Below are 22,500 nucleotides of genomic sequence, written 5' to 3'. Positions count from 1 at the left end.
GTTTGATCTGCTATTCCGCGGCTTCCCGATGGAGTTCCATCTCGGCCAGATACTTTTCGGCTTCGAGCGCCGCCATGCAGCCCAGGCCCGCTGCCGTAACGGCCTGGCGATAGACGTCGTCGGTCACGTCGCCCGCGGCGAAGACGCCGGGCACATCGGTCCTGGTGGAATCGGGCGCGGTCCACAGATAGCCGTTCGGCTTCTGCTTCAGCTTGCCCGCGAACAGTTCGACCGCCGGCGCATGACCGATCGCCACGAAGACGCCGTCGATCGCCATTTCCGATCCGGCTCCCGTCTTGGCGTTGCGCAGTTTGATGCCGGTGACGGATGGCGGCAGGGGCAGCTTGCCCGGCTTGCCGGTGATCTCGTCGACCACGGTGTCCCACAGGACGGTGATGTTCTCCTTCTTGAAGAGCCGCTCCTGCAGGATGCGCTCGGCACGGAATTCCCCGCGCCGGTGGACGACCGTCACATGGCGCGCGAGGTTGGAGAGGTAGAGCGCCTCCTCGACGGCCGAATTGCCGCCGCCGACGACGACGACATCCTTGCCGCGATAGAAGAACCCGTCGCAGGTCGCGCAGGCCGACACGCCGAAGCCCATATAGGTCTGCTCGCTCGGAAGGCCGAGCCATTTCGCCTGCGCGCCCGTCGCTATGATCAGGGCATCACAGGTGTAGACGGTGCCGGAATCCGACGTCAGCCGGAACGGCCTGACGTCGAGATCGACCTCGGTGATCAGGTCGTTGACGATCTCGGTCCCGACATGCTGCGCCTGCTTGAGCATCTGCTCCATCAGCCACGGGCCCTGGATCGGATCGGCGAAACCCGGATAGTTCTCGACGTCGGTCGTGATCATCAGCTGGCCGCCCTGCTGCAGGCCGGCGACGAGGACCGGCTTCAGCATCGCTCGCGCCGCGTAGATGGCAGCCGTGTAGCCGGCGGGACCGGAACCGATGATCAGGACGGGCGCATGTTTGACGCTCATAGCGGTGCCTTCAAAAGAGGCGGGCGCAACACATCGCGCGCCCGCCGCAAACACAGACTTTCGCCGCCAATTTAGGTGTTGGCCCCTACCTGTTGCAAGGCGGCGGATTGTTCCTCCCCCGAAAGCTTGGGGTTCAAGCCCCTCTCCCGAGCCCCGCCGGACGCAGGCTACGCCGAAAAGCTGTGAAGTCGTAGGGCGAAAGCTGGTGCTTTCGGCGCATTCCGGTATTTATATTTCGTCAAAGCGACATATTGTTGCGCGATTCGTTCCGGAGCGACCTGACGACATGCCCTTGAAGGCCGATCTCGACGCCATCGACTGGAAGATTCTGCGGGAACTCCAGAACGAGGGCCGGGTCACCAATGTCGAATTGTCGCGGCGCGTCGGCATTTCGGCTCCGCCCTGCCTCAGGCGCGTGAAGCGCCTCGAGGATGCTGGTGTGATCCAGGGCTATCGCGCGCAGCTCAACGGCCCGGCGCTCGGCTTCGATGTCGTCGCATTCTGCCAGGTCGGGCTGCAGCACCAGTCGGAAGCCGATCTCAAGGCCTTCGCCGACCGCACCCGCAACTGGCCGATCGTGCGCCGGGCCTGGATGGTCTCGGGCGATTCGGACTTTCTCCTGCATTGCGTCGCCACCGATCTCGTGACGTTCCAGACCTTCGTCATCGAGGAACTGACCTCGGCGCCCAATGTCGACACGGTGCGCACCGCGCTCACCATCCGCCAGGTCAAGGATGAGGGGCCGGTGGCGATCGGCTAGCTGCGCACCGAAAGCCGCGAGACCCTTTCGATGAGCGCCGCCCAATCGGGATCGCTCAGCAGCGCACGGCAGGCGAAGCCCGGCATGCCCGAACAAGTCCCGCCGATCAGCCAACCTTCGCCGAGCCCCGCCCTACGCCCGGCCTTCATGTCCGAGGGCTTGTCGCCGACCACGACGGACCCGCCGAGGTCGAGGTCCAGTAGTTCGGCGGCCCTGAACAGCATGCCGGGATTGGGTTTGCGCATCGGATGATCGGCAACGTTGAGCGGCCGCTTGCCACGTTCGTGATAGGCGCAGGCCAGGACCATGGCGATGAAGCAGCCTTGTTCGGCCAGCAGGTCGAGCAGCCGGGCGTTGACGGCGGCGAAATCGTTCCAGTCGAGCAGCCCGCGTGCGATACCCGACTGGTTGGAGACGATGACCACGGGGATATGGGCCGTATTTGCGGCGCGAATGACGGGAACGATCGGCGACAGGAGCGCGATCTCGGCGGGATCGCGCGGATAGCCCGTATCGACATTGATCGTGCCGTCGCGATCGAGGAACAGCGCCGGCCGGCCGGCCGTCTCGGCGGGGACCGCCAGCGGCTGGACCCACAAGCCTCCATCCTCGAGATGGAGTTCGGCGTCAGCCATCGGCGAGCCGAGCTTCCACCGCCTCGCACAGATGATGGTAGAGACAGAGATGACCCTGCTGGATGACAGGCGTGAAGGTCGACGGCACGTTGAGCAGGATGTCGGAGAGGGCAGCCAGCTTGCCGCCCGTGGAACCGGTGAGCGAGACGACCGTCATGCCCATCGCCCTCGCCTGCTCCGCCGCAAGCAGCACATTCGTGGAATTGCCGCTGGTCGAGATGGCGATCAGCACACCGCCCGCGACGCCGTGGGCCTCGACCTGGCGCGAATAGACGGTGTCGAAGCCGTAGTCGTTGCCCCAGGCCGTCATCACGCCGACATTGGAGGGGAGCGCCAGCACATTGTAGGCCTTGCGCTCCTTGAGGAAGCGGCCGACCAATTCGCCGGCGATATGGATCGCATCGGCAGCCGAGCCGCCATTGCCGCAGACGAGCAGCGGCTTGCCCGCGCCGAGCCCGGCCACGATCGCCTCGACTGCGCGTTCCATCGCCGCCGACAACTCGCGGTCGTCGACCATGGCGACGATCGCCTCGGCAGAGCGCTTCAGATATTCGTTCAGGGAAGCCATTGATATCCTTACCTGGCGTTGGCGCCGGAGCCGTTGATCCGCTCGATCATGCCGGTGGTGCTCTTGCCGTCGACCAGCCTGGCGAGCACGACGCGCCCGCCCGCCGCCTGCACGATATCGGCGCCGACCACGGTGTCGATCGTGTAGTCCGCCCCTTTCACCAGTACATCGGGCATGAGCCTTTCGATCAGCCGGAGCGGCGTGTCCTCGTCGAAGACCACGACGAGATCGACGGCGGCGAGCGCCGAGAGCACGAAAGCACGGTCATGGGCGTTGTTCACCGGCCGCGCCTCGCCCTTCAGCCGGCGCACGGAATCATCGCTGTTGAGCCCGAGGATCAGCCGGTCGGCATTGGCGCGCGCCTGGCGGATCAGGGAGACGTGGCCTGCATGCAATATGTCGAAGCATCCATTGGTGAAGGCGATGCTGAGGCCCTCCCGCCGCCATGCGGCGACGATCTGCTCGGCCGTTTCGAGATCGACGACGGAGCGCTCCGTATGCGCGGTCGCATCGCTGCGGAACAGTGCCGCAACCAGTTCCTCCGCCGAGACACGGGCCGTGCCGCGCTTGCCGACGACGACGCCCGCGGCGGCGTTGGCCACCGTCGCGGCGGCGTGCCTGTCGAGGCCGGCCGCGAGCGACAGGGCAAAGGAGGCGATCACCGTGTCTCCGGCGCCCGACACGTCGAACACCTCGCGGGCCTGGGTCGGGATGTGGCGGGCATTGTCGGCGCTCACCACGCTCATGCCCTTCTCGCTGCGCGTCGCCAGCACGAAATCGAAGCCATGCGCGCCGATGAGTTGCCTTGCGGCATCGACCACCTCGTCGTCGTTGGCAACGGCACGGCCGACAGCCTCGCCGAGTTCCTTGCGGTTCGGCGATACTGCGGTCGCCCCCGCATAACGAGAGAAGTCGCGGCCCTTGGGATCGACGATAACGCGCTTGCCCGAGGCGCCGCACAGTCCGATCAGTTCGGCTGCCACACCGTCGAGCAGCATGCCCTTGCCGTAATCGGAAAGCAGGACGATGTCGCAGAGCGGCAGGTATTTGCGGAAACGCTCCACGAGCATCCGGCGTTCCTCCGCCGACAGCGGCCGGACTTCCTCTTCATCGAAACGAAGGACCTGCTGATTGAGCGCACTGAAGCGCGACTTGCAGGAGGTCATGCGCGCCGCATCCACGACGATCGCAGACGTGTCGACGCCCTGGTTCTCCAGCGTCGCGACGACGGCGCGGCCGGCCGCATCGTTGCCGATAGCGGCGATCGGCAGTGCGGTGCCGCCGAGCGATACGATGTTCGAGACGACATTGCCCGCCCCGCCCAGCGTCGAGGTTTCGCCACGCCCATGCAGGACCGGAATAGGCGCCTCCGGCGAGATGCGCTCGATGACGCCGTTGATGAAACGGTCGAGGATGAAATCGCCGACGACCAGGACCCTGACTTCACGGAACCTGTCGATGGCCGACAAGAGGCTGGCCGGGCTCTGCGCCGCGACCGACTGTTCATGCTCCACGGTCTTTGCCGAAGGATCGCTCATGCGCAGCCGATATACCGCAAAATCGGCCGACGCAACCGGGGCCAGTTGCAGCACGGCCCTTTGTCGACAGCGCCCCTCGGCTCGCCTATAAGCTCGCACCAACCAACGAGCGGCAGGAGAAGGCCATGATCGTGGTCACCGGCGGAGCGGGCATGATCGGCTCCAACATCGTGGCGGCGCTGAACGCGGCCGGCCGCACCGACATCGTCGCCGTCGACGACCTGACCGACGGCACGAAGTTCCGCAACCTCGCCGACCTCGCAATCTCGGACTATCTCGACAAGGATGAATTCCTGGCCCTGGTCGAGCGCGACGCGTTCGACAAGATCGACGTCGTCTTCCACCAGGGCGCCTGCTCCGCCACGACGGAATGGAACGGCAAGTTCATGATGGAGGTGAACTACGCCTACTCCAAGAAGCTCCTGCATTTCTGCCTCGGCCGGCGCGTGCCCTTCCTTTATGCCTCGTCGGCGGCCGTCTATGGCGGCAGCGCGGAATTCCGCGAGGAGCCGGAATTCGAGCGACCGCTCAATGTCTACGGCTATTCGAAGAAGCTGTTCGACGACTATGTCAGGGCCAGGGTCTTCCCGACCGAGCACTCGCCCGTGGTCGGCCTGCGCTATTTCAACGTCTACGGCCCGTGCGAGGCCCACAAGGGCGCGATGGCTTCGGTCGCGTTCCATCTTTTCAATCAGGTCGAGCGCGGCGAGGATCCGAAGCTCTTCGGCGCCTATGACGGCTACGGCCCGGGTGAGCAGAGCCGAGACTTCATCCATGTCGGCGACGTGGCCGACGTCAATCTGTGGCTCTGGCGGCGCGGCATCAGCGGCATCTTCAACTGCGGCACCGGCAGGGCCCAGCCCTTCCGCACCATCGCCGAGACCGTGATCGCATCGCTCGGGCGGGGGGAAATCGAATATGTCGACTTCCCCGACCATCTGAAGGGCCGTTACCAGAGCTTCACCCAGGCCGACATGTCCCGGCTGCGCGCGGCCGGCTACAATGGGACCTTCCGCGACCTCGAGACCGGCACCAGAGAATATGTCGAATGGCTGAAGGCCCATCCATCCTCGTGATCGGCCCGCGCTGGGTCGGCGACATGGTCATGGCCCAGACGCTGTTCATCGCGCTGAAAGAGCTTCATCCCGACGCCGCGATCGACGTCATGGCGCCGGCCTGGGCCGCCCCCCTGGTCGGGCGCATGCCCGAAGTGCGCGCCCGCATCGACGCGCCCTTTTCCCGCAACAAGCTCGAGCTTGGCCTGCGCTGGCGGACGGGCCGTGCTCTGAAGGGCCGTTACGACCAGGCCTTTGTCATGCAGGGCAGCTGGAAGTCGGCGCTGGTGCCGTTCTTCGCCGGCATTCCCCGCCGCACGGGCCACAGGCGCGAGATGCGCTACGGTCTCGTTAACGATATCGTTCCGCTTCCCGAAAGCCTGAAACGCAAGACGGCGGAGGCCTTCTTCGGCCTGGCCGGCGGCGGCAGCTTCCGCCCGCCCCGGCTGAGCGTGGATGCGACGAACCAGCGGGCGCAACTCGCCCGCCATGGCCTCACCAAGGGCAACTTCGCCGCGCTGATGCCGGGAGCGGAGTTCGGCCCCGCGAAACGCTGGCCGTCGGAGCAATATGCCGACTTCGCCCGCCGCCTCCTGGCGGAGGGCCTTCAGGTCGCCTTGTTCGGTTCGGCCAACGACCGGCCGGTGACGTCGGAGATCGCCGCCCTTGCGCCGGGCGCCGTCGACCTCGCCGGCAGCACACGCCTGGAGGATGCGATCGACCTCCTCGCGTCGGCACGCCTAGCCTTGTCGAACGATAGCGGCCTCATGCATGTCGCCGCCGCCGTCGGCACGCCTGTCGTCGCCGTCTACGGCTCGACCTCGCCGAAGAACACGCCGCCGCTCAGCGAACGGCGCGAGCTCGTCTGGCTGGGGCTCGACTGCTCGCCCTGCCACAAGCGGATCTGCCCGCTCGGCCATCTCGATTGCCTGAACAAGCTCGATGTCGACCGTGTGTTCGCCGCCGCGCAACGGCTGATGCAGGCATCGCCATGAGGGTGCTGATCGTCAAGACCTCGTCCATGGGCGACGTGATCCATACGTTCCCTTCGGTGACCGACGCGCTGCGGCACCGGCCCGACATCACCTTCGACTGGTGCGTGGAGGAGCCCTTCGCCGGCCTGGCGGCGCTGCATCCAGGCATCGAACGCATCCACAAGGTGGCGGTGCGTTCCTGGCGCAAGGCGCCGCTCTCCGCAGCCACCCGGGCGGCAGTGGGCAAGGTGCGGAAAGACATGCGCGCGCCCCGCTATGACCTCGTCATCGACGCGCAGGGGCTGCTGAAGAGCGTCTTCCTGGCAAAACTCGCCGGCGCGCCGATCGCCGGCTTCGACCGCAACAGCGCACGGGAGGGCCTGTCGGCGCTGTTCTATCGCGACCACTATGCGGTTGCCCGCGGCCTTCACGCGATCAGCCGCACGCGACTGCTGTTCGGCGCGGCCCTCGGCTACCAGCCCGACCTCTCCAGTATCGAGAACGGCATCGTGGCGCCGGTGGCGCAGACCCCGCCTTACGGTGCCCGCACGGCATTCCTGCTGCACGGCACTAGCTGGGAAAGCAAGAAATGGCCCTTGCCCGCATGGACCGAGACCGCCAAGGCACTCGTCGCACGCGGCTTCACGCCCGTCACGACTTGGTCGAACCCCGCCGAGCAGGCGGTCGCCGAAGGGATCGCCGATGCGGTTCCCGAAACCGTCGTCATCCCGCGCTCGCCGCTGACCGCGATCGCGGCCGAGATCGGCAGGGCCAGCCTGGTGATCGGCGCGGATACGGGGCTGATGCATCTCGCCAGCGCCTTCGGCGTGCCGACAATAGCCATATTCCTTGCGACCGAACCCGGCCTCACCGGCCCCGTCGGACCGTGTTCGGTCGCGCTGGCGGCAGAGACGCCTGGCGGCGGCGTCTCAGTCGGGCGCGTTCTGGCTGTCGCGGACCAATTGCTCGAACCACGGGTCTGATCGCGGTACCGGCACGGCCCTGCGCGAGATACGCCCCGACTGGTCGTCGCCATGACAAGGATGTCGCGCCGCCAGCCTGGCCGCGCTTGAAAATGAAATGACGACAAGGCCCGAATGCGCGATCATAACGCGATTTCCAGCAACCGGAGATACCAATGCCAGACGCTACCCTTGTTGGCGCTCCCGCCCTGGACCGCTACGGCGCCGTCACCCATGACGTGATCAACCAGCCCTTCGAACTGGCGGACTACAATCTCTTCAGCGCCGACGTGCCGCTGAAGGAGGCTGTCATACGGGAAGGCGCCGGATGGGCCGCGAACGATCTCGCTGATTTCGGCGCGCGGATCGGATCGGCGGAGTATCTGGAACTCGGCGCGCTCGCGAACAGGCATCTGCCCGAGTTCGATACCCATGACCGCTACGGCAGGCGTGTCGACCTCGTTCGATTCCATCCGGCCTATCATCGTCTCATGACGACTTCGATCGAGGAAGGCCTGCATTCCTCGCCATGGGAGGAACCTCGGCCGGGTGCCCATGTCGCACGCGCTGCCCGCTTCTTTATGCACAGCCAGGTCGAAGCCGGCCACGGCTGCCCCGTCACCATGACCTTCGCGGCGGTGCCCTGCCTGAGACGGCAGCCGGAACTCGCCCGGGACTGGCTCCCGAAGATGCTCGCCCGCATCTACGATCCCCGCAATGTTCCCGTCGAACAGAAGCAGGGCGTCACCATCGGCATGGCCATGACCGAGAAACAAGGTGGATCGGACGTTCGTGCCAACACCACGCGCGCCATTCCCGTCGGCGCCGGCGGGCCGGGCCAGGCTTACGAGCTCGTCGGCCACAAGTTCTTCGTTTCGGCTCCGATGTGCGATGCATTTCTCGTGCTCGCACAGACCGAAGGGGGCCTTTCGTGCTTCCTGGTACCGCGCTGGCGGCCTGATGGGACAAAGAACCCGCTGCAGGTGCTGAGGCTCAAGAAGAAAATGGGAAACGCCTCGAATGCCTCGAGCGAAACCGAATTGCGAGGCGCTCTGGGATGGATGGTTGGCGAAGAAGGCCGAGGCGTCGCCACCATCATCGAGATGGTTGCCATGACGCGCTTCGACTGCATGGTCGGTTCGTCGGCGGGCATGCGCATGGCGACGAGCCAGGCGATCGACCATTGCAGTCAGCGACATGCCTTCGGAAAGCGCCTGATCGACCAGCCGATGATGCGCAACGTTCTAGCCGACCTTGCTCTCGAAACGGAGGCCGCCATCGCACTCACCATGCGCATCGCGCGTGCCCTGGACGAGCCGTCGGACGCGCATGAGACCCAGTTGACCCGCCTTGGCACCGCCATTGGAAAATACTGGATCTGCAAGCGGAACCCCGCCCTGGCCTATGAGGCGATGGAGTGCATCGGCGGTTCGGGCGTCATGGAAGACAGTCCCATGCCGAGGCTCTTCCGCGAGTCACCGGTCAACGCTATCTGGGAAGGCTCGGGCAACGTGCAGTGCCTCGATGTTCTTCGCGCGATGCGCCGCACGCCCGAGACGGTCGACGCCTATTTCGCGGAAGTCGACCTCGCAAGGGGCGGCAGCAAGATACTGGACCGTCACATCGGCTCGCTGAGGACGGACCTGCGCGTCACCGACGACTTCGAGGAGCGAGGGCGCGATCTGGTGGATCGCCTGGCGACCGGCCTGCAGGCAAGCCTGCTGCTTCGGCACGCGCCGACGACAGTCGCGGAGGCCTTCTGCGCTTCCCGACTCGACAGCCATGGAGCGCACCAATATGGCGCGCTGCCGAAGGGGACCGACTTCGAGGCCATCATCGAACGGTCCAGGCCGAGGTAGTTACCGGCGCTATATTGACCCGGCTGACCCCGCGTGAAGCCGCCAGGCCGGCCCGGACTCCGTGGTCGCGGTTGATGTCCGGGAGGCGAAGCCTGTCCCCTGACGGTTTCTGACGCAGACATCGAACAGGCCCTGGCTCGATCATGAAGCGTCGCGTGTCAATTTGGACGCGCGCGGCGCTTCATTCTACGCAAACGGGTGTGGAAGGTGAGGCACCGGGGCGGCCCGAATGCGGTGCATGCACCCAACCTCGATCCCCGGCGCGCCCCGTCCGGGCAGCCTGGCTTTCGCACCGAAAGGCGAGGGCCACGCGCGCCAGCGGTCGATCTATCGGCCGCCGGTATCAGAAGAAATTGACCTGGACGATCTCGTAGCCGCGAGCGCCGCCAGGCGCATTCACCTCGATGGCGTCGCCGACTTCCTTGCCGATGAGCGCGCGGGCGATCGGCGAGGAAATGGAGATCCGTCCCGACTTCACGTCGGCTTCCTGGTCGCCCACGATCTGGTAGGTTTTCTCTTCCTCGGTGTCCTCGTCGACGAGCACCACGGTCGCGCCGAACTTCACCTTTTCGCCGGAGAGCTTGGACACGTCGATGACCTCGGCGCGCGCGATCAGGTCCTCGAGTTCGGCGACGCGGCCTTCGTTGAGGCTCTGGGCCTCCTTGGCGGCATGATACTCGGCATTCTCCGAGAGATCGCCATGCGAGCGCGCTTCCGAAATAGCTTCGATGATGCGCGGGCGTTCCTCCTGCTGACGCCAACGGAGCTCTTCCTTCAGCGTCTGGAAGCCGTTTGCGGTCATCGGGACCTTGTTCATTTCCAACCTCTTCTCCGGTTCGCCTTGCGGCCGAAACCCGGCCGCAAGGCAAAAAAGAAAACGGTCCGGCAGCCTCGGGCTAACGGAACCGTTTCACCTCATTCGCATATAATATAGCAATCGCCGAGACTTTTTCACGCTAAAAATCCGGTTACCGTTCCTCATCCCACAATCGCCGATTCTTCATCGCAGGGCCTTGCGGAGCGCGCGGGCATTGCGACAGTCGCAAGATTTTCTTCGGCCAGCCCCCGGATGGCAGCTATCGCACGGTCAGCGTCGAACAGATCGGGTACCGCGACCTTCGTCCCGTCGGCAAGCATGAAGACGAGCGTCCCGCGCCTCCTTGGCCGTATCGCCGGCCGCTGCGTGACGCGCATGCCCTTGATGAGCGCATAGGGAATGTCGACACCACGCGACGACGGGAAGCCGCGTTCGATCCGCACGGCGTCCCTGAGCAGCATCACCCTGGTGGTCAGGGCCCGCAGCAGGGCATGAACAGCGAGCGCCGGCACCATCGTCAGCATGGCCAGGCAGAGCCATGCCGGAACGGTTCCCCATTTCCCGGAGAACCCGAGCAGGACAAGCAGCGCGCAGGAACCGATCGCGATCACCAGCGTCGGCAGGAAGACCGCCAGGCGCGATGCACGGAAATCCTGCTTCTCTCCCTTTTCGGGATTGTCGTTGTCACCACGCATATCAGACGATTCATTCACCCGCTTGTGATCCAGCACGGACGCCTTTTACCGCCTGTGCTTGGTGCGGACCTTGCGCGATACGATCGCATACCTATGTCGGGATCATGCCGAAGATTCGTGCCCGCTTTGCCCTCGCCCTCGTTTCATGGACAGCACTCGGCGCCGCCGGCGCCATGGCTGATGAGCGCGCGATCGTCACGGACAGGGTGGCGGTGACGGCGTCGATCGTCGCCGACGGGCTGGAGCACCCCTGGGGTCTCGATTTCCTCCCCGACGGAAGCGCGATCGTCACCGAGCGGCCCGGACGCATGCGGCTTTGGACGGCCGGAGCACTTTCTGATCCGGTCGAGGGTGTACCCAAGGTCGCCGCCCGCGGTCAGGGAGGCCTTCTCGACGTGGCCGTGGCTCCCGACTTCGCCTCCTCCGAAACGATCTTCTTCAGTTTCTCTGAGCCGGGAAAAGGCGGCGCCGGCACCGCCGTGGCACGCGCGCGGCTTGCAAGGGACGGCGGCACGGCACGGCTGGAGGACGTGAGGACCATCTTCTCGATGGCCCGCAAGACCGGCAAGACGCAGCATTTTGGATCGCGGCTGGTGTTCGGACCCGACGGGACGTTGTTCATCACCACCGGCGACCGCGGACAAGGCGATCGGGCCCAGGATCCACGCGACAGCGCCGGTGCGGTGATAAGGATAAATACCGATGGATCCGTGCCGCCAGGCAATGCGTCTCCCGAGGGCGCCGAATGGCTGCCGGAACTCTGGTCGAAAGGCCATCGCAACATACAGGGTGCGGTCTTCGATCCGGTCTGGGACGGCCTCGTCACGGTCGAGCACGGCGCCAGGGGCGGCGATGAAGTGAATCGGCCGGAAGCCGGCAAGAACTACGGCTGGCCGGTGATCTCCTATGGCGTCAACTATTCCGGCACGAAGATCGGCATCGGCACCGAGGCCCCCGGCTACGAACAGCCGCTCTATTATTGGGATCCGTCCATCGCGCCGTCGGGGCTCGCGTCCTATCAAGGCGATATGTTCCCGGAATGGAAGGGCGACCTCCTCGTCGGATCGCTGAAGTTCGAACTCCTGGCTCGGCTTGACCGCAACGAAGCGGGCGAGATCGTCGGCGAGGAGCGTATGCTGAAAGAAGAGTTCGGCCGCATCCGGGACGTGGCCATTGCGCCCGATGGCGCGGTCTGGTTGCTGACCGACGAAGACGAAGGCGCGGTCGTGCGGTTGTCGCGGGGACGATAGGCGGTCGGTGCAACGCCCGGAGGCGTTCGGGTTACCGGTCGTGATTCATGGTCATCCTTCCGCCGGCACCCCGCGCCGGCCGGCGGAGAGGACGCCCACGCCCGGGGTCTGGCCCTGCCTCAGCCCCGCTTCCCGAACGCCGCGATCCTGTCGGCGAGTTCGGTATATTCCTTGCAGCCCTTGCCGCAGCGTTTCTCGATCTCCGTCAGTTGCCCAAGAGCGGCCTTGACATTGCCGAGCTGGAGATGGGCCTCGCCCAGATACTCCCGCGCCAGCGTGTAGTCCGGATTGACGCGCAGCGCTTCCTCGTAATAGCCGAGGCCGACCAGCACGCGCCCCTGCATGCGGTGCGAATAGCCGAGATAGTTGAGGATCCGCGGGTCCGACTTCCCGGAGGCGAGGCTGAGCACGGCGATCGCTTCGCCGTAGCGCCCGGCCAGCGCGAACTCCCGTCCGGCGTCGTAGATGCTGTCGTCGTCGAGCTGCCCCTGCCTGGGGATGACGCATCTCTGCCTGCGAGTGTTCCAGACCTGGCCCTTCCTGCATTTCACGATGGTCGGCGAGTCGCCGCCGTTGCCGCCGCCGGAGCCTCCACCGGAACCTCCGCCGGAGCCACCTCCGCCGCCTCCATCGGAGCCACCTCCGCCTCCCCCGCCGCCCGCAGCATGGACCGGGACCGCCAGCAAAGGCAGTACGAGCAGCGCCGAGGCGAGGCGCTTGGCGAGTTTTCCGTGCATGGATCCCTCCTGGAAAGAGGTGCATGGAGACCCAAACGCTTGCCTGAAACCGATTATTCCCGCCCGCCGACACGACCACATCACATTTGAAGACGATCGGCCGGCCATGACCAGCGGCGGCCTATCCCCGAAAGATCAGCGCAGCGCCGCCGGCAATGAGGACGAAACCCAGTACATGGTTCCAGGTGATCGCCTCCCTCAGATAGAAAATTGAAAAGAGGACGAAGACGGCCAGCGTGATGACCTCCTGCATCGTCTTCAGTTCCGCAGCCGAATAGACCTGGTGCCCTATGCGATTGGCGGGTACGGCGAGCCAGTATTCGAAAAACGCTATGGCCCAGCTCAATATGACGGCCGCGTAGAGCGGCGCCATCTTGAACTTCAGATGGCCGTACCAGGCGAATGTCATGAAGACGTTCGAGGCAACAAGCAGAACGATCGGCAGGATCTTCGGCGAAAGCAGGGATGACATGGGAGGTTGTTCCAAGCGAGAGACGGCGCATTTGAGTCGATGCCGGCCTCCTGTCAATCGGTGTCCAAGCGAACATGCTGCTCCGGCGCCCGAAATGCGCTATGTTGCCGAGCGCGGACAAGGAGTTGGCCTGTGCATCGGCAATCCGAAAGGGAATGGGAGCTCGCCATCGGCCCTGATACCGTACGGCTGTTCATCCTGAAGGCCAAAGCCATCAGCGCCGCCCTGAACGACGACTACACCGACGGCAGCGAGCATGAGGTCGAGCTCGACGGCGACGCGCGCGAAAGCCACAACCACGATGGGCTCGCCGAAGAGGAGGAGGAGAACCTCACCGAAGAGGAGTTGCGGGAGCTGATCGACGATCTCAACATCGACGAGGCGGCCGAATTGGTGGCGCTCGCCTGGGTCGGGCGCGGAGATTTCGACGCGGCGGAATGGGTCGAGGCCGTGGCCGAGGCCCGACAGCGCGGCAACAAACGTACCTCCTCCTATCTGCTGGGGATGCCGATGCTCGCCGACTATCTGGAGGAAGGTCTGGAGGCGATCGGCGCCTGACGGTCCGACTCTCCAACCGGAGCCGGTAATTTCGCGTAATTCAAAGTGATGGCGCCGGTCGTTGATGTGGTTCGGCAGGACGCCATGTTGCCGATATGGCAACATTCCGAACGAAGGGCCTGAGTGCCGTCACGGCCCTTCTCGCCTTCTCCATCGAGGCCGGCGCTGTGACGCCAACGCTTCCACCGACCGCCCCCCGGCCGACGGCCTCGCCACGCCAGCCTGCCGAGATCACCAGGCCGCCGCGACCGGAACCAAGGCCTGACACGGGACCGAGGGAGGAGACGGCCTCCGAAGCGTCCAAGGCGCCTTCGCCGGAACCCCGTCCCGATCCCGGCACGTCTTCAGCGCGGGAGACGGGCGACACACCTCGCAGCAAAACTCCACCGGTCGCGACCGAGGAATTGGCCTGCCGTTCCCGGCTGCGCGCACGGGGCGTCGAGTTCACGGAACACGCCCCCGTCTCCGATCCAACTGGCTGCTCCGTTCCGCATCCCCTGACCGTGCGCTCCCTCGGCCCGGGCGTCGAGCTCAGCCCGGCAGCCGTCCTGAACTGTGCAACGGCCGAAGCGGCCGCGAAGCTCACTGCCGAAGTGATCGCGCCGGCCGCGAAATCTATCCTCGGGTCCGAACTCGTCGCGATCGGCAACAGTTCCGCCTATGTCTGCCGGCCACGCAACGGCACCACCAAGCTTTCCGAGCACGCATTCGGCAACGCGCTCGACATCGGCAGCTTCTCTCTCGCCGACGGCCGGTCGATCGCGGTCACGGCGACCAGCGCTCCCAAGGACGCGGATTTCCTGGCACGGGTGCGCATGACAGCCTGCGGCCCCTTCAAGACGGTGCTCGGCCCCGGCACAGACGCCGACCATGCACAGCACTTCCATCTCGACCTTGCACATCGCCGAAGCGGCGCGACGTATTGCCGGTAAGAATGAAAGAGATTTAGAACCACCGCCCGAAATATTTATCAAGAATAGGATAAGCCGTTTTCCTGAATTGATTGGAACGGCATCCGCCTGATCACTTGCCGAAAAATTTGGCAACTGAAAGCTTGGGAGTTGGATATGGCCGTTCCAACGATCACCGTCGAACGCGCGGATAGTCCGGAAAACGGAAGGCTTCGTTTCGCTGTCGCGTTGTCGGAATCATCGGTCGACGAGATCAGGATCGACTACAAAACCATTCCCGGCACCGCCAGCCCAACCGGCTCCGACTACTATGCGCGGTCGGGGACGCTCGTCATCGCGGCTGGAGAGAACGTCGGCTATATCGAAATCCAGACATACCATGACACCGCCGATGAAGTCGATGAATCGATCTGGCTCGATCTGTTCAACCCCACCAACGCGACCTTCGCCGGCGGCGAACCGACGGTGCGGGCTCTTGGCACCATGCTTGACGACGACGGGTCCGGGTCGAATCTTTCGCTTTTCGTATCGAGCCCCACCCTCGTCGAAGGCAATAACGGCCAGAAGGTCGCGGTGTTCGAAGTGCATCTTTCGCGGCCGAATGCGGGTGATCTCACCTTCGCCTACCGGACTGCCGACGGTTCCGCCAAGGCTGGAAGCGACTACATCGCCAAGGCCGGCTCCGTCACCTTCCTCGCCGGCGAAACGGTCAAGACGGTCGAAGTCCTGGTCAATGGCGACACGCTCGACGAACGAAGCGAGTTCTTCTCCCTCGTCGTGACACCAGACACCAATATCAAGAACGGAACCCTGGGCTCCACCGGTACCGGGACGATTCTGGACAACGATACCGGCACCGGCGCTTTGCCGGTCCTGTCGATCGAACCCGGCGAAATCACCGAAAATGGCGCCCTGCGTTACAAGGTGACATTGTCGTCACCTTCCGTCGATGAAGTCACTGTCGAATACAAGACGGTGACAGGAACCGCCAACGCGACCGGCTCGGACTATTATGCCCGTTCCGCCGCCCTCACGATCGCGGCCGGCGAGACCGTCGGCTACATCGAAATCCAGACCTATCACGACACGGCCGACGAAGTCGACGAATCGATCTGGCTCGACCTGTTCAACCCGGCGAATGCCGTCCTCGCCGGCGGGGAGCCGAGCCTGCGCGCGCTCGGAACCGTGCTTGACGACGACGGCACCGGTTCGAATCTCGGACTTTTCGTGTCGAGCCCGACGCTCGTTGAAGGCAACAGCGGCCAGAAGACGGCGGTCTTCGAGGTCCATCTGACCAGGCCGCACAGTGCCAACATGACGCTGGCCTACAGGACCGCCGATGGATCGGCGCTGGCCGGAAGCGACTATGTCGCCAAGACCGGCACCGTAACCTTCCTCGCCGGCCAAACGGTCGCAACCGTCGAAGTCCTGGTCAATGGCGACACGCTCGACGAACGAAGTGAGTGCTTCTCCCTCGTCGTCACACCAGACTCCAACATCAAGAACGGCACGCTCGGGTCTTCCGGCGTCGGCACGATTCTCGACAACGACACCGGCACCGGTTCCGTACCGGTTCTTTCGGTCGAGCCGGCCGAAATCACCGAAAACGGCGTCATGCGGTACAAGGTGACCCTATCAGCCGCTTCGACCCGCGAGATCTCCGTCGCCTACAAGACCGTTGCGGGAACCGGCCTGGCAACCGGTTCTGACTATTACGCTCGCAGTGGGACCCTGAAGATCGCAGCCGGCGAAACGGTCGGCTATGTGGAGATTCAAACCTATCATGACACCGTCGACGAAGTCGACGAATCGATGTGGCTCGAACTGTCCAATCCGACGAATGCCGTGCTCGCCGGCGGCGAGCCGACCCTGCGCACGCTCGGCACCATCCTCGATAATGACGGCACCGGCTCGAACCTCGCAATGTTCGTATCGAGTTCGACCATGGCGGAGGGCCAGAGCGGCCAGAAATACGCCGTCTTCGAGGTGCATCTGTCGCAGCCCCACACGGCCAACCTGACGCTCGCCTATACCACCTTGGACGGAACGGCCAAGGCCGGTTCAGACTACGTCGGCAAGAGCGGAACCATCACCTTCCTCGCTGGTCAGACCGTCGCTGCAATCCAGGTCGCGGTGAATGGCGATCGGGTGCTCGAAGGCACAGAAACCTTCTCGCTGCGCGTCACGCCCAACAGCGTCATCAAGAACGGGACCTTGGGTAGTGTCGGCACCGTCACCATCCTCAACGACGATACGATCCATGAAGTGATCTATGGCGGCCTAGGCAACGATACCCTGCGTGGCGGAACGGGCAACGACTATGTCTACGGCCTCGCAGGAAATGACAGGCTCTACGGTGACGATGGTAACGACGTTCTCATCGGCGGCCTCGGTGCCGACACGCTCATCGGCGCCGCGGGCAACGACACCTTTGTCCTGGAGAATGGAAGCGACGTCGTCAGCGATACATCCGGCATCGACACCATCACCTCCACCATCAGCCGCAACCTGGCAAGCTATGGGACGATCGAAAGGTTGACGCTGGTCGGTTCCTCCGCGATTTCCGGACTCGGCAACGCGCTGTCCAACGTGATTGCCGGCAGCACGGCCAACAACCTCCTTTACGGCTATGCGGGCAACGACGTCCTGAATGGCGGCAGCGGCGCGGACCGGATGTATGGCGGCCTCGGCAATGACCGCTTTTCTGTCGACAACGCTGGAGACAGGGTGTTCGAGGCCGCGAACCAGGGCACGGACGCTGTCTACACCTCGGTGAGCTACGCGCTCACGACCGGGCAGCATGTGGAAGCCCTTGCGACCACCTCCGCAGCAGGCGCTACCGCGCTAAACCTTACTGGCAACGAAATCGCCCAGACCATCACCGGCAATGCCGGAAACAACGTGATCAACGGTATGGGGGGTAATGACACGCTCACCGGCGGGCTTGGCAGCGACTATTTCGACTTCCGAACCACCCTCAATGCGGCCGCCAATGTCGATCGCGTCACGGATTTCAATGTTGCGGCCGATACGATTCGACTCGAGAACGCGGCAATGCCGGGGCTCGGGGCGATAGTAGGAACGCTCGCAGCCGGCAAGTTCTGGAAAAGCACGACCGGCCTGGCCCATGACGCGGGCGACCGGATCATCTACGAGACCGACACCGGTAAGCTCTTCTACGACGCCAACGGCTCCGCCGCGGGCGGGGCCACACACTTCGCCACTCTGGTGCCCAACCTCGCGCTGACCTACGCGGATTTCCAGGTGATCTGACCGGAGCGACAGCAACTGGACCATCGCCGGATTTCGGCCATAGCCGTAAACATCGCCGCTGAGCTTTCCTTTACCCTTCGCCGCTATCGTCCCGGGCGAAAGGGACGGATCGATGTCATCCTTCTTCGGCGACAGCCTCGCCGACGTCATCTACTTTCGTCGCTCCGGCCTCCGGGGGCGACACGCGGTGTTTGGAACAGCCCTGCTGGCGGCGGCCATGATGTCGGCCTGCAGCACCGACAATGTGCTTTCGCTGCGCCCGGAAGTCGATGTCGGCACCACCACCGCGTCCTTTGCGGCCGGCGCGGCGCACGACCTGGCTCCCGCCGCACTCCCTGACGCGCCGGCGCCGGCAGTCCCATCCGACGGGCTGGCCACGGCGACCCTGCCCGCCGAACCGGCACCCACGGAGATGGCGGCGGTCGCGCCGGCGGTACCGGCCCTGCCCGAAGCCCCGACCGAACCGATGGTCGCCGCCTACCCCCGCGTCGACAATCCGATCGAGGCGCTGCCGGAAATGTCGCCGGCCAAGCCAGAAATCATGCCGGCCGACGAGGTTTCATGCCGCAAGGAACTGGAGCGGCTGGGCGTGCAATATGTGGATCTTGCGCCGATCAATGATGGTGGGGCGTGCCGGATCGAGCACCCTGTGAAGGTCTCGGCGATCGGCAGGATCCAGATGAAGCCCGCCGCCAGCCTGCGCTGCGAGATGGCCGCCACCTTCGCCGCCTGGACGCGGAGGGAGTTGGCCCCCACGGCGCGCACCCGCTACTTCTCGGGCGTGAAGACCATCCACCAGGGGTCGAGCTACTCCTGCCGCAGGATCAGGGGCACGGGCGTGGCCTCCGAGCATTCGAAGGGCAACGCGCTCGATATCATGCGCATCGAGCTCAACAACGGCCGCGACATCGATGTGCGCAAACCCGGCTGGTTCGCTTTCCGCCAGCGGGGCTTCCTCAATTCGGTGCGGGCGGACGGGTGCGAATATTTCAACACGGTGCTCGGCCCGGGCTATGACTGGGACCACCGCAACCACTTCCATTTCGACATCAAGGCCCGTCGCAACGGCCGCGTCGCCTGCCGCTGATGCTTTGGCCATCGCATCCGCTGGTGCTTGAGGGCCGGAGACCGAGGCAAAACAGGCGCAATGGCGGCGGCGACCCCTGTTTCGCCGACGGCATCGCCAAGCTCGCCGTGTTGAGAGAGTAGCTTTCCCCTGCGGCACGATGGTCGCCTGGATCAGTCTTTTTGCTCTTCATCAGGCGGCGGACGCAATGCTATTGGGTCTGCCATGATTTATTTCGAAATCGGGACCGTCATCGTTCTCATCTTCCTGAACGGCCTGCTGGCGATGTCCGAGCTCGCCATCGTCTCCTCGAGGCCAGCCCGGCTGAAGGCCATGATCGAGCGGGACGTCGGTGGCGCCGCACGCGCGCTCGCGCTGGGCGAAAATCCGGGACGGTTCCTCTCGACCGTGCAGATCGGCATCACGCTGGTCGGCGTCCTCTCCGGCGCCTTCTCCGGCGCCACGCTCGGCGAACGCCTGTCTGCCCTGCTCATCCAGAACGGCATGGGCGTCGCTGCAGCCAGCGCGCTGGGCGTCGGCATCGTGGTGGCTGTGATAACCTACGGCTCGCTGATCATCGGCGAACTCGTCCCCAAGCAGCTCGCCCTGCGCAATCCCGAAGCCATCGCCGTGCGCGTGGCGCCGGCCATGACCCTGCTTGCGAGAGTGGCCGCGCCGATCGTCTGGCTGCTCGACATTTCCGGCCGCGCCGTGCTGTGGCTGATCGGCCAGCGCAAGGAAAGCGCCGACAAGGTCACGGACGAGGAAATCAAGATGCTGGTGGCGGAAGCCGAGCATCACGGCACGATCGAATCGGACGAGCGCCGCATGATCGCGGGCGTCATGCGGCTCGGCGATCGTGCGGTGCGCGCTGTCATGACGCCGCGCACCGAGGTCGACTGGCTCAATGTCGAGGCCGACGAGGCGACGACCCGCAAGCTCCTGATCGAAACCCAGCATTCGCGCCTCCCGGTGGGCGAGGGGTCGGTGGACGCCATGATCGGTGTCGTCCAGTCGCGCGAGCTCCTGGCCGCCGCGCTGTCGGGCCAGCCGTTCGAGCCGCGCAAATATGTGCGGTCCGCGCCGATCGTCCATGATCAGGCCGACGCGCTCGACGTCCTTGCCACGCTGAAGGAATCCGATGTCCCGGTAGCCTTGGTCCACGACGAATACGGACATTTCGAGGGTATCGTCACACCGGCCGACATTCTGGAAGCAATCACCGGCGTATTCCGGGCCGATCTCGACGAGGACGACACCGTCATGGTGCAGCGCGAAGACGGCTCCTGGCTGCTCGCCGGCTATATGCAGGCCGACGAGATGGCCGACCAGCTCGGCATCGACCTGCCTCACAACCGGGACTACGAGACCGTCGCCGGCTATGTGCTGTCGCACATGCATCATCTGCCGGCGACGGGTGAGTCGGTGGATGCACAGGGCTGGCGCTTCGAGGTGGTGGATCTCGACGGGCGACGCATCGACAAGGTGCTCGCATCGCGCCTCCCCGGCTCGCGCCGCGAAGCCCGCGGCTGACCCCGATGCTCCAAACCGTGTCTCTCGAAAGTCCGCTACGGTTTCGGGAATGAGGCATGCGCTAGATCAAGCACCTCCAGCGTGTCGCGTGAATCCTTGCTCGCCCGACACGCTGCAGGGTGGCCTGACGCCACCCCTGGACTTCCCGGCTGCTCAGGCGGCCTTGGCATCGGCCGTCGCGGCGTCCGCATCGCGTGCGGCTTTCAAAGCGTGGGCGAACCAGGAAACCTGGTCCAGCATATCGCCGGCAGCGGCACTGAGATGGCCGAATTCGGTGATGTTCTGGCCGCCCTTGATCGCGGCATAGTCGGCCCACACGATGTGGACGGCCGTCCGCACCGGGACCATCTGCAATTCGATGACGTTGAGGCGAAGCTGCTCGATCGCGCGGGCGCCGCCGACACCGCCATACCCGACGAAGCCCACCGCCTTCTTGTTCCACTCGGTATAGGCGTAGTCGAGTGCATTCTTCAGCGCCGCCGTCGGGCCGCGGCTATATTCGCCGGTGACGAATATGAAACCGTCGAATTCGGCGACCTTCTCCTGCCACTTTTGGGCGACTTCATTGGTGGACGGCACATAGAGCGAGGACGCGACCTCGTCGAAGAACGGCAGCGGATAGTCGCGCAAGTCGACCAGCTCAACCTCGATATCGGTGCGCTTGCCCGCAAGTTCGGCAATCCACGCGGCCGGCGTATCGGCGAAACGGGCCTCGCGCGTCGATCCGAGGATCACGGCGATTCTGGGTTTGGACATTGTTCTCTCCTTTCGAACCCTGGTATAGAATGGATACCGACGCTATCTAGGTGACTACGATAGGAACCCGCAAGGAGGCACCTTTTTGATACCAAGGCACCCGCACCGCTCCGAGGACTGCCGCGCGGTCAGCGAGATTCTTCAGCGTGTCGGCGACAAATGGACTGTCCTGGTCGTCGGCAAGCTGGGTGACGGCCCGATGCGTTTCAACGAACTGAGACAGGCGGTCGGCGGGATTTCGCAGAAGATGCTGACGACGACCTTGCGCGGACTGGAGCGCGACGGTTTCGTCACCCGAACCGTCTTTCCGACCATTCCGCCGCGTGTCGACTATGAACTCACCGATCTCGGCCGAGAGTTGCTCGTTCCGGTGAACGCTCTCGGCGAATGGGCGCGGCAGAATACCGCGCGCGTCAACGAAGCCCGCCGGCGTTTCGATGAAGTCCACACGCCGCAGCCTTCGCACGCGGCATAGGGGACAGGCTTTCGTGGATCAGGCTTCGGGTACGGGCGTCGGCTTGCCGCTGGCGTCGAGTCGAACCATGATGAAGTCGGCGTCGGTGACCTTCTCCATCAGGTCGGACAGGTAACGCTGGGCCCAGGCTTCGACCTTGAGCACCATCGACGTCCGGCCGACCCGTTCAATATGCGTGTAGATGCAAAGCGTGTCGCCGATCTTCATCGGCTTGGCGAAGGACATCTCCTTGACCGCGGCCGTGACCACCCTGCCTTTCGCCCGCTCGGCGGCGCGGATGCCGCAGGCGAGGTCCATCTGCGCCATCACCCAGCCGCCGAAGATGTCTCCGGCCGCATTCGCGTCGGCCGGCATGGCGAGCGTGCGCAGCGTCAATTCCCCCACCGGTTTGTCCAGCTCTGCTTCCATCTTCGCCCCTCTCGACGTCGTTACCTGTCCGTAGGACGGGCGCCGTGGCCCGTCAACGGCGCATCGATCTCGCGGTTGCATGGACATAACCCGTTGCAGGCCGTCTGCTCCACGACCGGCAGTCGCTTTTTTCACAAGCCATGCCGTAAGCCCGGACGCCGGGACGGCACGGGCAAGACTAGGCTCGCCCGATTCATCCGGCCGAGCAGTGTC

At 64.6% G+C, this 22,500-nt stretch carries 22 protein-coding genes; 12 read left to right on the top strand and 10 right to left on the bottom strand.

Annotation, left to right across the window (positions count from 1 at the left end):
- Positions 1–10: 10 nt before the first annotated feature.
- Positions 11–985 carry a thioredoxin-disulfide reductase gene (gene trxB, locus JN280_RS17140; RefSeq protein ID WP_202313775.1) on the bottom strand — a complete coding sequence of 325 codons (975 nt, stop codon included), beginning with the start codon at positions 983–985 and terminating at the stop codon, positions 11–13.
- Positions 986–1,271: 286 nt separating this feature from the next.
- Here trxB and JN280_RS17135 point away from each other — a divergent pair, with 286 nt between their 5' ends.
- Positions 1,272–1,745 (top strand): Lrp/AsnC family transcriptional regulator, encoded by a 474-nt coding sequence (locus JN280_RS17135; RefSeq protein WP_202313774.1) that lies wholly within the window; start codon positions 1,272–1,274, stop codon positions 1,743–1,745.
- Here JN280_RS17135 and JN280_RS17130 read toward each other — a convergent pair.
- Genes JN280_RS17130 through rfaE1 form a run of 3 tightly spaced genes read right to left on the bottom strand, consistent with a single transcriptional unit; the run spans position 1,742 to position 4,486 of the window.
- Positions 1,742–2,380 (bottom strand): D-glycero-alpha-D-manno-heptose-1,7-bisphosphate 7-phosphatase, encoded by a 639-nt coding sequence (locus JN280_RS17130; RefSeq protein ID WP_202313773.1) that lies wholly within the window; start codon positions 2,378–2,380, stop codon positions 1,742–1,744. The two genes, JN280_RS17135 and JN280_RS17130, sit on opposite strands and share 4 nt — an antisense overlap.
- Positions 2,373–2,948, bottom strand: a complete 576-nt coding sequence (locus JN280_RS17125; RefSeq protein WP_202313771.1) for a D-sedoheptulose-7-phosphate isomerase — start codon at positions 2,946–2,948, stop codon at positions 2,373–2,375. The genes JN280_RS17130 and JN280_RS17125 overlap by 8 nt, the downstream gene beginning before the upstream one ends.
- A gap of 8 nt (positions 2,949–2,956) precedes the next feature.
- The gene (rfaE1, locus tag JN280_RS17120) at positions 2,957–4,486 is read right to left on the bottom strand and encodes a D-glycero-beta-D-manno-heptose-7-phosphate kinase (RefSeq protein WP_202313769.1); all 1,530 of its coding nucleotides are present in this window, start codon (positions 4,484–4,486) and stop codon (positions 2,957–2,959) included.
- Positions 4,487–4,611: 125 nt separating this feature from the next.
- Here rfaE1 and rfaD point away from each other — a divergent pair, with 125 nt between their 5' ends.
- The 4 genes from rfaD to JN280_RS17100 all read left to right on the top strand — a co-directional run bounded on the left by rfaD (position 4,612) and on the right by JN280_RS17100 (position 9,336).
- The gene (gene rfaD, locus JN280_RS17115) at positions 4,612–5,562 is read left to right on the top strand and encodes an ADP-glyceromanno-heptose 6-epimerase (RefSeq protein ID WP_202313767.1); all 951 of its coding nucleotides are present in this window, start codon (positions 4,612–4,614) and stop codon (positions 5,560–5,562) included.
- Positions 5,535–6,536, top strand: a complete 1,002-nt coding sequence (waaF, locus tag JN280_RS17110) for a lipopolysaccharide heptosyltransferase II (RefSeq protein ID WP_202313765.1) — start codon at positions 5,535–5,537, stop codon at positions 6,534–6,536. The genes rfaD and waaF overlap by 28 nt, the downstream gene beginning before the upstream one ends.
- A complete protein-coding gene (gene waaC / locus JN280_RS17105; protein ID WP_202313763.1) occupies positions 6,533–7,498 on the top strand; it encodes a lipopolysaccharide heptosyltransferase I in 966 nt (321 codons plus the stop codon). The genes waaF and waaC overlap by 4 nt, the downstream gene beginning before the upstream one ends.
- A 155-nt stretch (positions 7,499–7,653) precedes the next feature.
- Positions 7,654–9,336, top strand: coding sequence for an isovaleryl-CoA dehydrogenase (locus JN280_RS17100; protein ID WP_202313762.1), 1,683 nt, complete (start codon positions 7,654–7,656; stop codon positions 9,334–9,336).
- 343 nt (positions 9,337–9,679) lie between these two features.
- Here JN280_RS17100 and greA read toward each other — a convergent pair whose 3' ends face one another.
- Together greA and JN280_RS17090 are read right to left on the bottom strand one after the other, a co-directional pair.
- Entirely contained in the window at positions 9,680–10,153 is a 474-nt protein-coding gene (greA, locus tag JN280_RS17095) for a transcription elongation factor GreA (RefSeq protein ID WP_202313761.1), read from the bottom strand.
- 161 nt (positions 10,154–10,314) lie between these two features.
- Positions 10,315–10,848 carry a PH domain-containing protein gene (locus JN280_RS17090; RefSeq protein ID WP_202313760.1) on the bottom strand — a complete coding sequence of 178 codons (534 nt, stop codon included), beginning with the start codon at positions 10,846–10,848 and terminating at the stop codon, positions 10,315–10,317.
- A gap of 104 nt (positions 10,849–10,952) precedes the next feature.
- Here JN280_RS17090 and JN280_RS17085 point away from each other — a divergent pair, with 104 nt between their 5' ends.
- Complete coding sequence (locus tag JN280_RS17085; protein WP_202313759.1) at positions 10,953–12,098, top strand: PQQ-dependent sugar dehydrogenase; 1,146 nt, start codon at positions 10,953–10,955, stop codon at positions 12,096–12,098.
- A 119-nt stretch (positions 12,099–12,217) separates the two neighbouring features.
- On the opposite strand, the gene JN280_RS17080 is transcribed toward JN280_RS17085, so the two are convergent.
- Both JN280_RS17080 and JN280_RS17075 read right to left on the bottom strand, forming a co-directional pair.
- Positions 12,218–12,835: a tetratricopeptide repeat protein gene (locus JN280_RS17080; RefSeq protein WP_202313758.1), complete on the bottom strand. Its 618-nt coding sequence runs from the start codon at positions 12,833–12,835 to the stop codon at positions 12,218–12,220.
- 121 nt (positions 12,836–12,956) lie between these two features.
- Positions 12,957–13,307 (bottom strand): DMT family protein, encoded by a 351-nt coding sequence (locus JN280_RS17075; protein WP_202313757.1) that lies wholly within the window; start codon positions 13,305–13,307, stop codon positions 12,957–12,959.
- Between the two features lie 132 nt (positions 13,308–13,439).
- Between JN280_RS17075 and JN280_RS17070 the strand changes: the two genes are divergently transcribed.
- The 5 genes from JN280_RS17070 to JN280_RS17050 all read left to right on the top strand — a co-directional run bounded on the left by JN280_RS17070 (position 13,440) and on the right by JN280_RS17050 (position 20,648).
- On the top strand, positions 13,440–13,865 hold the full coding sequence (locus tag JN280_RS17070) for a DUF3775 domain-containing protein (protein WP_202313756.1): 426 nt from the start codon (positions 13,440–13,442) through the stop codon (positions 13,863–13,865).
- A 95-nt stretch (positions 13,866–13,960) separates the two neighbouring features.
- Complete coding sequence (locus JN280_RS17065; RefSeq protein ID WP_202313755.1) at positions 13,961–14,797, top strand: extensin-like domain-containing protein; 837 nt, start codon at positions 13,961–13,963, stop codon at positions 14,795–14,797.
- Between the two features lie 135 nt (positions 14,798–14,932).
- Positions 14,933–18,049 carry a Calx-beta domain-containing protein gene (locus JN280_RS17060; RefSeq protein ID WP_202313754.1) on the top strand — a complete coding sequence of 1,039 codons (3,117 nt, stop codon included), beginning with the start codon at positions 14,933–14,935 and terminating at the stop codon, positions 18,047–18,049.
- A 112-nt stretch (positions 18,050–18,161) separates the two neighbouring features.
- A complete protein-coding gene (locus JN280_RS17055; RefSeq protein WP_446720827.1) occupies positions 18,162–19,136 on the top strand; it encodes an extensin-like domain-containing protein in 975 nt (324 codons plus the stop codon).
- A 204-nt stretch (positions 19,137–19,340) separates the two neighbouring features.
- On the top strand, positions 19,341–20,648 hold the full coding sequence (locus JN280_RS17050; RefSeq protein ID WP_202313752.1) for a hemolysin family protein: 1,308 nt from the start codon (positions 19,341–19,343) through the stop codon (positions 20,646–20,648).
- A 153-nt stretch (positions 20,649–20,801) separates the two neighbouring features.
- On the opposite strand, the gene JN280_RS17045 is transcribed toward JN280_RS17050, so the two are convergent.
- Positions 20,802–21,404, bottom strand: a complete 603-nt coding sequence (locus JN280_RS17045) for an NADPH-dependent FMN reductase (protein ID WP_202313750.1) — start codon at positions 21,402–21,404, stop codon at positions 20,802–20,804.
- Positions 21,405–21,489: 85 nt separating this feature from the next.
- Between JN280_RS17045 and JN280_RS17040 the strand changes: the two genes are divergently transcribed.
- Positions 21,490–21,879 (top strand): winged helix-turn-helix transcriptional regulator, encoded by a 390-nt coding sequence (locus JN280_RS17040; protein WP_202313748.1) that lies wholly within the window; start codon positions 21,490–21,492, stop codon positions 21,877–21,879.
- 18 nt (positions 21,880–21,897) lie between these two features.
- Here JN280_RS17040 and JN280_RS17035 read toward each other — a convergent pair whose 3' ends face one another.
- Positions 21,898–22,287: an acyl-CoA thioesterase gene (locus tag JN280_RS17035; protein ID WP_202313746.1), complete on the bottom strand. Its 390-nt coding sequence runs from the start codon at positions 22,285–22,287 to the stop codon at positions 21,898–21,900.
- Between the last annotated feature and the right edge of the window lie 213 nt (positions 22,288–22,500).

It is taken from the genome of Mesorhizobium sp. L-8-10 (genome assembly GCF_016756635.1).
In the GTDB taxonomy this organism is placed as follows: Bacteria; Pseudomonadota; Alphaproteobacteria; order Rhizobiales; family Rhizobiaceae.
This window is presented reverse-complemented; position numbering and strand designations above follow the sequence as displayed.